The following is an 11,765-nucleotide window of genomic DNA, read 5'->3' as shown; positions in this document are numbered from 1 at the left end:
GGGTATGGACGACGTCGCCGACACCGAGACCGCAGGCCGGACGACCGCGGACCTCCTGGCGGACGACGACGATGACGGGGTCGGTGTCGACCGCTGGCGCGCGGCCAAGTACGTCGCGCCGTTCCTCGCGCTGGGCCTGTTCGATCTCGTGCTGTTGCTGGGGTGGGGACTGGACCCGCTGTGGGGGTTCATGATCCTCCCGCCGATCCTGTTCGTCAGCGTGCTGGCGTGGATCGCCTTCCGGACCGGATTCGCCAGCGAACGGACCGGCGAGGAACGGCCGCAGGACTAGTTCTCGAACAGGTCGTCGACAGCCCCACGCGCGGCCAGCGCGGCGTCGTCGGCGACCTGTCGCTCGTCGGTCGTACTCTCGGGCGCGTTGACGTAGACGTCCACGTCGAGGATGCCGTCCTCGAAGGTGACGGTCACGTCGATGTCCTCGATTTCGCCGACGTCGAACCGAGAGAAGACGACGTCTTCGGCCGCGTTCGCGGCCGTCTCGACGACCTCGTCGTCGCTGGGCATGGCCTTACGCGCCGCCTGCGCCGGGACCGCCGGCCGGGCCGCCTGCCGGACCGCCGCCGAGCATCTGCTGGAGGTCGCTCTGGAGATCCTCGAACTGCTCCTGGACGCGCTCTTCCTGCTTCTCGAGGGTCTCGACGCGGACTTCCAGGTTGCTGACCTTCTCTTCGAGGTCCTCCTGGGCCTCCTCGAGGTCCGTCTGGACGAGCAGTTCACCGACCTCGCGGTACATCACGGTGTCGTCCTCGACGTCGTCGAGTTCGTCCAGCGCTGTCTGGGACTCCTGCAGGTCCGTCTCGGCCTGCTGTTTCTGTGCGGCGACCTGCTGTGCGGTCTCCTGCAGGTCCTGCAGTTCCTCGAGCTTCTCCTGTGCTTCGGGCGGAAGATTTCCTTGCATACTCCGACGGTCGAGGTCCGCACTGTTAAACCCACGCTTTCATGCTGACCCACACCACAGCCGTCACTCGGGATACAGTTCCTCCTCGCGGTCGATAGCGGCGATGCGCTCGATGTCGTCGGCGTCCAGTTCCAGGTCTGCTGCGGCCCGGTTGGCCCGGAGATGCGCCCGCGAGGACGCCTTCGGGATGGTGACGACGTTGTCGTGGGCGAGCACCCAGGCGATACTGACGGCGGCGGGTGTCGTGTCGTGTTTCTGTGCGACCGACTGGATCGTCGGGTCGTCGAAGACGGCGCCGCCGGCGAGTGGCGAGTACGCGACCAGCGGGTAGTCGTGTTCCTGTGCGTCGTCGAGCAGCGCTTGACGAGAGAAGAACGGGTGGAACTCGACCTGGTGGGCGGCGACGGGCGCGTCGAGGTGCTTGCGTGCGGTCGCCAGCTGCTCGGGCTCGAAGTTCGAGAGGCCGACGTGTGCGGTCAGGCCGTCGTCCCGCACGGCATCGAGCGCCGGGAGCGTCTCGGACGGCTCGTAGCCGTCGCGGGGCCGGTGGACGTAGAGGAGGTCGACGGCGTCGAGGCCGAGGCGGTCGAGGCTCTCCTCGGTTCCACGTCTGACGTCGCTGCCGGCCAGCCGATCCGTCCAGAGCTTCGTCGCCACGACGAGGTCGCTGCGGTCGATATCGGCGGCGACGATGCCGTCCCCGACCACGCCCTCGTTCTCGTAGATCTGTGCGGTGTCGAGATGACGGTACCCGAGTTCGATCGCGGTGGTGACCGGCTCCGGCGCCGCGAGTCCCATGGTTCCCAGGCCGACGGGTGGCAGGTGCATAGCCGTGCGTCGGTCGGCACCCAGATGGATGTGTCGGTCAGAACTCGGCGTCGTCGGTGACGGCATCGGCGTGCTCGGCCCACTTCTCGACGGTCGGTGACCCCCAGTACCGGACCGTCTCGCTCCGTTCGTCGAAGTCCAGCAGCCCCAGATCGTGGAGTTTCGGGAGATGGGTCTCGACCAGTTCCCGCTCGACAGCCTCGACCGTCGTCTCGTCGTCGGGAACCGAACTCGCTTGTCCCCGATCGCTGACCACGACGGCGAGCGTCCGTGCAGCGACTGCCGATTCCTCGGCCGTCGAGAGATACCGGCAGACGGCACGGCGTCGCCAGTCAGCGAGCGCGTCGAAGACGTCGTCGGCGATCGGCGTCGTGAACCCCCGGTCCTGTGGCGTCATCCCACGCCACTGTTCACTGTCGGGGCCGTCGCCACTCTGGTCGCTCATACGCGGCTATACTGTTGGCCCTCTCGATTATCAACGCCGTACCTAGACGACTAGGTGGCTACTCGTCGAACAGCGCTTCGAGCAGGTTCCGCTGTGCCCGCCGGAGGTGCTGGTGCAGCGTCGGGGAGGCGATATCGAGCGTCTCGGAAAGCTGTTCGGCGGTGGTATCGCGCGGCCAGGCGTAGTAACCGGCGAGATACGCCGCGCGCAGGACCTCGAGCTGTCGCTCCGTCAGCCGATCACCGAGTGCCAGTTCGTCCGTCAGGGGCGTAGGTGGTCGCTCCTGCTCGTGTTTCGCCACCAGTTCGAGTCCCGAGACGTGATCGGTCAGGACATCCCGTATCGTTCGCGGATCCGCGTCCGTCGGCGCCTCGACCGTGACGACGATACCGGTCGGCGTGACTTCGGCGGTCTGTAGCTTGGCGCCCACGTCGAGCAACGACCCCGCGAACGTCCGGGACGTCGTGAGTTCGATGACACCGCTGTCCCCGTCGTCACTGACGATACGGACGTCTTCGAGGCCCGCTCGGTCACGGATGGCGTCCAGAACGTCCGATGGCGACCCGTCCGTGACAGTGAGGTACTCCAGAAAGCCGTCCTGAACGGAGACCGACCCCGACACCTCGATGTGACACCCCAGTTCGCGTGCGACTGTGAGCAACGGGTCGTCAACCTGGGAACGGTAGGTGAGTTCCAGGACGGTGTCCTGTGACAGGAGTTGCCGGTTCTGGACGGCAGTCAGCGCGAAGCCGATCATCTCCCCGAGGACGGCGAAACTCTCGACGGCACGCTCACTGAACGCGTCGGCACGGGTCGCGTAGACGACCAGTACCCCGTGGACCACGTCGGTGTGGACCAGCGGAATAGCTGCTGCTGAGCGGTATCCACGTTCGAGTGCCTCGTCCTGCCAGTCCGACATCACCGGTTCGTCGGTGACGTCGCGGACGACCTGTACCTCACCCGTCCGGATGGCCGTCGTCCCCGGGCCACGCTCGCGGTCCTCGGCGGTCGCCCGCTCACGTACGGTCTCCAGATAGCCGTCGCCGTCCCCTGCAGCCATCCGTGTCGCAAGGCGGTTGTCACGCCCCTCCTGTTCGCCGACCCAGGCGAACTCGTAGAGGGTCGACTCGACGAGGCGACCACAGACGATCTCCTCGATCTCCGAGCGGCTCGCAGCGTCGCTCAGCGCCCGGATGACGTCCTGGATGAGCGAGTGGGTCCGGGCCAGCATCTCCAGTTCATCGCGTTGCCGCTGGAGTTCGCGTTTCTGCTCCTTGCGTTCGGTGATGTCCTGGTGGATCCCGACTGCACGGACCGGCTCGCCGGCTTCGTCCCGTTCGAACACTTTCCCGCTGTCGCGGATCCATCTGTACTCGCCCGACTTCGTCTGTAGTCGGAGGTCACACTGGTAGAAGTCGGTCTCGCCGTCGAAGTGAGCGGCCAGTTCGGTCTCGGCCCGCTCGCGGTCGTCCGGATGGATGCGCTGGGCCCACTCGCCGAGTTCGCCGGCGATCTCGTCGGAGTCGTACCCCAGTATCTCTGCCCAGCGCTCGTTTCGCGTGACCGCTCCGGACTCGATATCCCAGTCCCAGACTGCGAGCTCCGCGCCCTCCAGTGCGAGATCCAGTCGTTCTGTCGTCTCCTCCAGTTCCCGCTCGTGCCGGATCCGGTCGGTCACGTCCCGGTAAAGCCAGATAGTCCCGCGCCCGTCCGGCAGTTCGACTGGAACGGCACTCCGTTCGAAGATGCGGTCGTCGTGTAACTCCAGTGCCTCGTCGTGGCGGGCCGGGTGCTCGCCCGGGACGGCCGCGACGCCGTCGACGAACGTCTCGGGATCGACGAACAGGTCACACACGTCGCGTGCCTGTGCCACGCAGTCGGTCCCGACGATGTCCGCTGGCGTCCCCAGTAGCTCGAACATGTCCAGGAACCGGTGGTTGACGGTCGTGATCTCGCGGTCGCTGTCCTCGACGACAATTCCGAGCGGGAGTGTGTCAAGCAGCGTCGAGAGGAGCGTGTTGGAGCGTTCGAGTTGCCACTGGCGCTCGCGCTGCTCGGTGACGTTCTGTGCGACGGCCATCCCGGCGGCCGCGTCGTTCCCGGGAATCGGGATCGTCTGGACGTGATACCGGTTGCCCTGATACGTGTCTTCGAACGACGAGTGCTCGCCACGCAGCGCCGCCCGGTAATGATCTTCGAGGACGCTGGCGTTCTCGGACGGAAAGATCTCCGTCGGCCGCCGTCCGACCATCTCCTCGGCGTCGAGCCCGAGCGGGTCCAGCTCCTGGCCCCCGGCCTCGACGAACCGGAGGTCGTCGTCGAAGAGGAACACGCCACCGTTCGGGAAGTGCTCGACCAGACTCTCGAAGCGGGCCCGTTGCTGTTCCAGCGTTCGCTCGCGTTCGTGTCGCTCGCTGACGTCACGGACAGCTCCCATCAAACCGTGGTAGGTCCCCTCGGGACCCAGTAACAGCGTGTATCGGATCGAGAGGAGTCGGTCGCCCCCGTCGGCCCGGCGGAACCACAGCTCGACAGTCGTCGTCTGTCGCTCCGGATTGCGCAACAGTCGTTCGACGGTCCGCTGTCCCTTTGTGAGCTCACCGGGCACCAACACCGCCGCCGCATGCGTGCCGATCAGCGACTCGCGGTCGTAGCCGAGCGTTCGTGCGAACGACTCGTTACAGTCGTCGATGACGCCGTCCTCGTCCAGCGTGTACAGCCCGTCCTGTGCTCGATCCACGAGGAGGTCGAGGCGGTCACGCTGTGCGATCCGTCGGACCTGGTCCGAAACGTCCGCGAGGAGTAGCAGTTGTCCGCCCTCGGCTCGTTCGGGCGCGTCGTAGCGCCGGACGAGGAGTGAACGGTGCCACTCCCCGGCAGCCACTGGGAGCGTTACAGATGTCTCGGATCCCGTCCGGAACTGTTCGAGACTGGCCCGTCCCTCGCTGGCGACGACAGCGTCGAGGCGGTCGAAGAGCGAGTCCGACTCCGCGTCGTGCTCGGGGTCAGGAAGTACCGTCGCGAGCGGCCCACTCGTCCACGAGACCGTCTCGTCCGGTGCCAGCAGCACCGCCAGTTCGTTCTCGCTGGCGGCGCTGACGCGCTCGCGTGCAGCCGCCACGGCACTGTTGGTCCGGTCCGGAATCGCACTGACGACGCTGTGAATTTTCTCCGCCAGGAACGCCGAGCGGTCGGCCTCGTCGCCCTTCTCGACGATCGTCCGGGCGTGTTCGGAGACCCACTCACCGATAGCCCCAGGGTCACGTCCCGTATAGAGGACCAGCGGGCAGACAGCCGCCTCGACCACCGACGCCAGGCCGTCCAGTCCGTCGGGGTCGGCGACGAGACAGTCGATCGAGCGCGATTCCAGTCGCTCTGTGGCCGTCTCGACGTCGCCAACGTCGGTCACCGACAGTTCGTCCCGCCGGCGTTCGATCCCGGCCCGGGTCCGCTCACGTACGTCGGCGTCCGCGTCGACGTACAGCACGTCGGCCTCGTCGGCTGTCGCTGTCGGCGGCAGAACGCTGTCGGGATTGGACGTGCCTGTCGTCATCTATCAGAACTCGGTCGTACAGACACCTACGATGCTGCGAACCCACTATAGTGCTTCGGCGACGGCATCGGCCGTCTCGGCCGTCCCGACCAGCGTCAGCCAGGTGTTACAGCCGGCCCGCAGCGCGACCAGGTCGTCGGCGTGGACGGTCACCGAGAGCGTATCACCCTCACGGTCGAGGGACGCAGTGGTCCGGTCGCCGTCGATCGCGCCGATCTCCGGCCGGACGCTACGCTCGATGCGCCGGGCACGCTCGGGAGCGTCGAACGCGAACGTGAGAACAGTGCGGTGGGGGGCGCTCACTCGACGTCGACTTCTTTGATGTCGGGCGCACGCTCTTTCAGCAGGACCCGGTGCCCGCAGTACGGGCAACGGACGCCACCGTACTCGTCGAGCGTCACGTCACGCTTGCAGCGAGAACACTTGTAGCTCATACGTTGGGTGTACGGGTGGAGACTCTTTACTCCTCGTCTTCGGCCAGCGCGGCGCGGATCGAGCGGCGGACGGTCTTGCCACCGGGGGTCTCGGGCTTGTAGCTCCCGCCGGTGAACGTGTAGTCACAGTAGCTGCACTGCCAGATACCGGTTCCCTGGCGGTCGACACGGTCCTCGCCACAGTTCGGGCAGGCGTGGTCCTCGTTCATCTCCGATTCGATCTCGGCGACGCGGCGGCGCGAGACACGACCGTAGCGAGCACCGAATCGGCCGGCACTGCCGGTACGTCCCTTCTTCTTGGCCATAGTGTTCTGCTGTCCGCCGAGCGTCCACATAAGCCCTTCGAGACCGACCTCGCGGCCGATTCCGCTCGCCAGACACTCACATGGGGGCGACTGTCCCGAACGAGTGCGCTGGCGTGACGCTAGAGCGGGAGTTCCAAATCAATCCGCGAGCCGTACGCTCGAATTAACGTCAGACGATGCAAAATCGGCCACAGGCCCTAAACATCTGTATCGAGAACCGCCGGGTGCTATGGACGAAGCACTCGAAGTCGTCGACGTCGTCGCAGACTCTGGATTCGAGGGCGTCGTCACCTGGGCCCTGCGTCTCCTGGGGCTCGTCGTACTGCTCGCCGGGCTGGGGATGTGGCTGTTCACCGACGCCGGCCTCCTGGTCCTCCCGGCGCTGCTGCTCCTCGGCGGCCTCGTGTTGCTGGCCGTGCCGAGTGTGCTGCTCGTGCTCGCCGAATTCGCCTGAGGCGACGATTTACAGTCAGTCCTGCAGTTCGGCGTCTCGGAGCGCTTCGTTGAGGTCGGCACGGACGTGTTCGCCCAGTTCCCGGTCGCCGGCTGTCGTGACCACGCGGTTCTCCTGGACGGTGGAGCCGTCCCGGATGAGCACACGGACGTTGCCGTTGGTGTCCGCACGTGTCGCTTTCGCGCGGACGCCGCCACGCGCCCCGGAGCCGCTGGCGTCGATGGGACCCGGGATAACCTTCTTGACGTGGGGGTGGTCGGCGACGGTCTCCAGGGCGTGCTGGCCGGTCCGACCGCCGATGAGCGTCGAGTGACTCCCGCCGAGTTTCTCCGCAAGCGACGCCTCGACGACCTCCAGAGCGGGCTGGCCGCGACGTTCGATCACGCGCTCGACGGGGTTCTCGCCCTCGACCCGGAAGAACTCGTGGTGGAGTTGCCCGCGGACGGCCGCGATGACGGCCCGATCACCGGTGACGTACACCTCCTCGGGGCGCTTGCGCCGTACCTCGTCGGCGACGAGGCCGGCGAAGTTCCGCAGCTCCGTGACCGCTAGCTGGTCGCTCCCGTCGCCCTCGGGCGTGGTCGTCACCGTCCGCCGGCCGACCACCTCGTCGTCGGCGACACAGGATATCGTGGCCCGGTCCCGATCGAGTTCGAGGACGACGACCTCGGTGTTGGCAGTGCGACAGACCAGGCAGTAATCGCCCGGTCGGTCGAGTGGTGTCGCACACTGCCGGCAGTCCATATCCGTCCATAGGGGACCTCCGGCGGATAAACGAGACGGTTCACGGGTAGTTTCAGGCGCCAGGATCGCCCTTGCGGAACTCCCGCAGCAGGACCGTCGCGTAGCTCCCTTTTGGAAGCGCGAACGAGAACGTCAGGCCGTCGCCGTCGCGGTCGACATCGAGATCCGTCCGGAGCAGGACGGCCCGGCGCGTCCCCGCCGAGTCGAACTCGCCGGGCAGGTCGAAGTCCGCGGGGGCGAGGCCGACGTCGTCAAGCACTGCGCGCTCGATGTCGCCGGGTTCGCCGTCCGCGAGTTCGGTCTCGGTGCCGACCAGCGGGGCCGTGACGAACGCCCGCCCCCGCTCGCAGTGGCGCTCGACGGTCCGCAGTCGTCGCTCGGTCACCCGCTGGGTCCGGTCGGTGTCGGGCAGGCGGAGGCCGTCGGGTGCGTCGGAGTCGCTGAAACAGACCACGTCGCCCTCGACGGGGCGGTCGAAGGGAAGGCCGCGTTCCAGCCGCGCCGAGAGGACGCGGTTGAAGACGTACGACTGGGCGGCGTTGACGAACAGCGTCTGGAGGTTCGAGGGGAGCGTCTCCAGCGCGTCCCGGAAGTCCCCGGGGGTCGCCGCGCCGTTCTCGACGAGCCGGTGGCAGATCGAGCGCTCGTAGCCCAGCGCTCGCGGGAGTCGCTCCAGCGCGCCGGCCCAGTCGTGGGTCTCGTCGACGTACGCGCGGGCCTCGCGCGTGGCTTCGGGTTCGCGCTCGTGTGGGTTCCCGACGTAGGCCAGCACGGCGCCCTTCCACTCGTCGCGGACGATCTGGAGGCCGACCTCGTGGGTGACCGGCCGCCGCGACCCGAAGCGCTGCTGGCCGAAGAAGTTGGGGACGCCGACGGTCCGGTCCTCGTCGGGGAGCGTCCCGGCGTCGGTCCCGGCCTCTCCGCCGCCGAGGGCTGCAAGGTCCTCGACCACCGACGCGGCGTTCTCGGGCGCGTCGGCGTCCCGCACGACGATCTCGAAGGCGTTGCCCGCCAGGTCGCCGAAGAGGATCGGCCGGCCGGCCCGGCCGACGACCTCGATATCTGCGTCGTCGAGGTCGGGTACGTCCGTGGCGTCGATGCCCTTCACCGAGAACAGCTGGCGGGTGACTGCGCGCTTGTCCTTCGTCCCGGCCCAGGAGACACGCTCGCGGGAGATACCCAGCCGGTCCGAGAGCGCGCTCGCGAAGTCGTTAGTGTCCCAGTTCCGCAGGTCCACCCGCATGACGAGATGGGGGTAGGCCCCGGTGTCGGCATCGACGGGTTCGGTGTCGAACGCCTCCAGTTCGGTGACGCGGAAATCCGCCGGCGTCTCCCTGAGGTGGCCGCCCACACCGTCGGCGTCGCTGACGTAGTACTCCATACCGACCGCCTGCTCTATCGGGTGGGCCTCACGCATTCGTTACGGGACAGTTCGCGAGGACGGGTTTAGCGTTGGCGTTCCCCGCCCCGCTTGCCTGGCCGTCACAGCCCGGTCGATACTGGTTCGAACACAAGGCTTTTTCATAACGAGTCGACATATTATAGTGTGGATGACACTATTTCCGTGAGCAATAGCCCCCTCTCACGGTCCATCCTGTGGTCGCTGTACCTCCTTGCGCCCATCTTCGTGGCCGCCGGCGTCGTCCACGCGGTGAGAGACACCTCCGCACTGCTCATCCGTGGGATGGAGCTGGCCGTCGTCTGTGGACTCGCAGTCGCACTCCTGGTGTCGGTTCGCTACACCACTGACCGAGTCGCCCCTGCACAGTTCCACTATCTGGGCTACTCGACGATCGGGTTGGGCCTGACGACCGCATCGCTGTCGCTGGTAGCCTCCGGGATCCAGGTCCTGCAGGGGTACTCGCTCAACGAACCGCTGTACTACGCCATGATCATGGGCGTCGGCGGGACCGTTGCCGGCCCGTACCTCGGCTACTACTACGCACGCCTCCAGCGCAGTACCGCCGAACTGAACCGCCGCTACGAGGAGATGACCGAACTGAACCGACGGCTCGACGTCGCAAACCGCGTGCTCCGGCACAACCTCCGGAACAATCTCACCGTCATCGCCGGCGTCACAGACGAACTCGACCGGGAGCTAGACGACAGCCCGATGTCCGAACGGGCCACACTGCTCGGTCGCCGAGTCGAGAAACTGACCGACCTCTCCGAGAAGATGGCAGAGATGCGCCAGGTGTGGGGTTCGAACGAGCGCACCACGATCGAACTCGGTCCCCTGCTGGAGCGACTCCTGGCCGAGGTTCGGTCGACCCACCCCGAGGTGACTGTCCGTGCGGACCTGCCCAGTGCCGCTACGGTGACTGCCCACCCGAAGCTGGAGACGGCACTGCGAGAAGTGCTCCGGAACGCCGTCGAACACAACGACACGGAGACCCTCGACATCGACGTACACGTCACGGAAACAACCGCGGAGACCATCGAGGTTCGTATCGCCGACTCCGGGTCGGGACTACCCGACATCGAGCAGGCGCTGTTCTCCGGTGCCGAACCGAGTACGTCGGCGCTCGATCACGGTGTCGGCCTGGGGTTGTGGCTCGTGTACTGGATCGTCGACCAGTCCGGTGGCGACCTCTCGCTGGCGAACGACGACGGCGCTGTCGTCATACTCGACCTGCCGCGTGGCGACGGGGACACCAGATCGCTCCACCCGGAACAGACGTTGCGGGAACATCAGGACGCGGCTGTGACTGCCTGATGCCTACTCGTAGGCTTCGAACTCCTGGCCGAAGACGAGGAAGTAGGCGACACCGACCAGTCCGATAGCCGAAGCTGTGAGGAAGGCCAGTTGCGGGCCGGCACGGACGGTCTGGCCGGCGACGGCGAGTGCCCACTCGCTGCCGTAGAGCCAGCCGCCCAGCGCGGCGCTGGGGATGACGACGGTGTTGCGCACGAGGTAGTAGGTGCCGGTGACACGGCCGCCGGCGTCGGCCTCCGCGGGGCCGACGATCAGCGCCTTGTGGGCGGGCAGACCGGCGAACCGCAGCCCGGAGTAAGCGAAGAGCGCGACCATGAGCCACTGGTCGGCCGGCGCGAAGATCAACGCCAGCGGGAACAGTGCGTACACCGAGAAGCCCAGCGCCACGGCGGGCTTGAGGCCGGCGTACTCCGCGAATTTCGAGACCGGCGCCATCGAGACGATTGCGACGACCATCTCGACGCCGAGCAGGACCCCGAAGAAAGCGTCCGGGCGCAGTGAGAGCCCGAATCCCGAGAAGCCGACCGACAGGAAGTCGGTGACGACGATGACGAAGAAGACGTAGACCATCCCGTTGGCGAACCGGACGAACGTATCGGCGACCAGCAGCGGGCGAAGCGGTGCGGGCATCGACCGCAAGTCGGCGAGTATCTGGCTCAGTCCCTCGAAGGACTTGCCCAGTGAGTCCTCGCTGGCGTCGTAGAGAACGTGCTGGGCGACGGTCGCCACGAGCGAGAAGGCGATCGCGGCAAGCAGGATGAACTGGAAGCCACCGGTGAACGTCGGCGTCAGCGCCAGCAGGCCGGCCGCCAGCAGCGGACCGAGCAGGAAGCCGATGCGGCGGAACATCTCCGTGCTCGCGAATCCCATCGCCAGCCGCTGGGGCGGCACCGCCTGTTTGACGATGGCGAAGGTCGCGCCGAGCCCGAACGACTTCCAGGCCTGCGCGAGGAAGAGACCGACGAAGACCAGCCCCCACGCGGGCACCGTCACCGGCCCCAGCGCGATGTCGCCGACGACGGCCGCGAGGTACCACAGGCCAAAGCCCAGCGTCGCCAGCACGGCGAAGGCCGTCAGCGCCAGGCGAGACCCGATCCGGTCCGAGAGCGCGCCGCCGGGATACGGATAGACAGCGCTGATGAGGTTCCCGACGCTTCCGTAGAGGCCGATGACGCCGGCGCTGGCTCCCAGCACGCGCAGGTACTCCGGGACGTACCGCCCGGTCATCTGGAAAGCGAGGCTAAAGGCGAGCATCGACAGCGAGAGCACCAGCACGTCCCGTTCGAGCGCGAAGAACTGGCGGAAGCTATCGAGCAGGTCGACGCGCTCCTCGCTGTCGGTTGCCATCGGTGCGTGGTACGGTGGGT

14 protein-coding genes are annotated in these 11,765 nt (G+C 67.0%); 3 read left to right on the top strand and 11 right to left on the bottom strand.

Annotation, left to right across the window (positions count from 1 at the left end):
• Positions 1-4: 4 nt before the first annotated feature.
• On the top strand, positions 5-292 hold the full coding sequence (locus Hhyl2_RS17145) for a DUF8142 family protein (protein ID WP_483551977.1): 288 nt from the start codon (positions 5-7) through the stop codon (positions 290-292).
• Here the strand turns inward: Hhyl2_RS17145 and Hhyl2_RS17140 are convergent.
• From Hhyl2_RS17140 to Hhyl2_RS17105, 8 genes are all read right to left on the bottom strand, one after another.
• Positions 289-525: a DUF3194 domain-containing protein gene (locus tag Hhyl2_RS17140; protein ID WP_483551976.1), complete on the bottom strand. Its 237-nt coding sequence runs from the start codon at positions 523-525 to the stop codon at positions 289-291. The two genes, Hhyl2_RS17145 and Hhyl2_RS17140, sit on opposite strands and share 4 nt — an antisense overlap.
• Positions 526-529: 4 nt before the next feature.
• Complete coding sequence (locus Hhyl2_RS17135) at positions 530-919, bottom strand: prefoldin subunit beta (RefSeq protein WP_483551975.1); 390 nt, start codon at positions 917-919, stop codon at positions 530-532.
• A gap of 63 nt (positions 920-982) precedes the next feature.
• Complete coding sequence (locus tag Hhyl2_RS17130) at positions 983-1,747, bottom strand: aldo/keto reductase (RefSeq protein WP_483551974.1); 765 nt, start codon at positions 1,745-1,747, stop codon at positions 983-985.
• Between the two features lie 37 nt (positions 1,748-1,784).
• Positions 1,785-2,192, bottom strand: coding sequence for a DUF7344 domain-containing protein (locus tag Hhyl2_RS17125; RefSeq protein WP_483551973.1), 408 nt, complete (start codon positions 2,190-2,192; stop codon positions 1,785-1,787).
• 58 nt (positions 2,193-2,250) lie between these two features.
• A complete protein-coding gene (locus Hhyl2_RS17120; protein WP_483551972.1) occupies positions 2,251-5,745 on the bottom strand; it encodes a PAS domain S-box protein in 3,495 nt (1,164 codons plus the stop codon).
• Between the two features lie 45 nt (positions 5,746-5,790).
• Entirely contained in the window at positions 5,791-6,048 is a 258-nt protein-coding gene (locus Hhyl2_RS17115) for a KEOPS complex subunit Pcc1 (RefSeq protein WP_483551971.1), read from the bottom strand.
• Complete coding sequence (locus Hhyl2_RS17110; protein ID WP_483551970.1) at positions 6,045-6,179, bottom strand: DNA-directed RNA polymerase subunit P; 135 nt, start codon at positions 6,177-6,179, stop codon at positions 6,045-6,047. Before Hhyl2_RS17110 ends, Hhyl2_RS17115 begins: the two co-directional genes overlap by 4 nt.
• A 26-nt stretch (positions 6,180-6,205) precedes the next feature.
• On the bottom strand, positions 6,206-6,514 hold the full coding sequence (locus Hhyl2_RS17105; protein ID WP_483551969.1) for a 50S ribosomal protein L37ae: 309 nt from the start codon (positions 6,512-6,514) through the stop codon (positions 6,206-6,208).
• 199 nt (positions 6,515-6,713) lie between these two features.
• On the opposite strand from Hhyl2_RS17105, the gene Hhyl2_RS17100 reads away from it, so the two are divergent.
• Positions 6,714-6,938 carry a hypothetical protein gene (locus Hhyl2_RS17100; RefSeq protein ID WP_483551968.1) on the top strand — a complete coding sequence of 75 codons (225 nt, stop codon included), beginning with the start codon at positions 6,714-6,716 and terminating at the stop codon, positions 6,936-6,938.
• A 15-nt stretch (positions 6,939-6,953) separates the two neighbouring features.
• On the opposite strand, the gene Hhyl2_RS17095 is transcribed toward Hhyl2_RS17100, so the two are convergent.
• Together Hhyl2_RS17095 and truD are read right to left on the bottom strand one after the other, a co-directional pair.
• Positions 6,954-7,682, bottom strand: coding sequence for a DUF2103 domain-containing protein (locus tag Hhyl2_RS17095; protein ID WP_483551967.1), 729 nt, complete (start codon positions 7,680-7,682; stop codon positions 6,954-6,956).
• A gap of 52 nt (positions 7,683-7,734) precedes the next feature.
• Positions 7,735-9,099: a tRNA pseudouridine(13) synthase TruD gene (gene truD / locus Hhyl2_RS17090; protein ID WP_483551966.1), complete on the bottom strand. Its 1,365-nt coding sequence runs from the start codon at positions 9,097-9,099 to the stop codon at positions 7,735-7,737.
• A 129-nt stretch (positions 9,100-9,228) separates the two neighbouring features.
• Here truD and Hhyl2_RS17085 point away from each other — a divergent pair, with 129 nt between their 5' ends.
• Positions 9,229-10,398, top strand: coding sequence for a sensor histidine kinase (locus tag Hhyl2_RS17085; RefSeq protein ID WP_483551965.1), 1,170 nt, complete (start codon positions 9,229-9,231; stop codon positions 10,396-10,398).
• A gap of 3 nt (positions 10,399-10,401) precedes the next feature.
• Here the strand turns inward: Hhyl2_RS17085 and Hhyl2_RS17080 are convergent, their stop codons facing one another.
• Positions 10,402-11,745, bottom strand: a complete 1,344-nt coding sequence (locus tag Hhyl2_RS17080; RefSeq protein WP_483551964.1) for an MFS transporter — start codon at positions 11,743-11,745, stop codon at positions 10,402-10,404.
• Between the last annotated feature and the right edge of the window lie 20 nt (positions 11,746-11,765).

The organism is Haloarcula sp. H-hyl2, assembly GCF_056934385.1.
The sequence above is the reverse complement of the archived record's forward strand: the minus strand, read 5'-3'. Positions and strand labels throughout refer to the sequence as shown.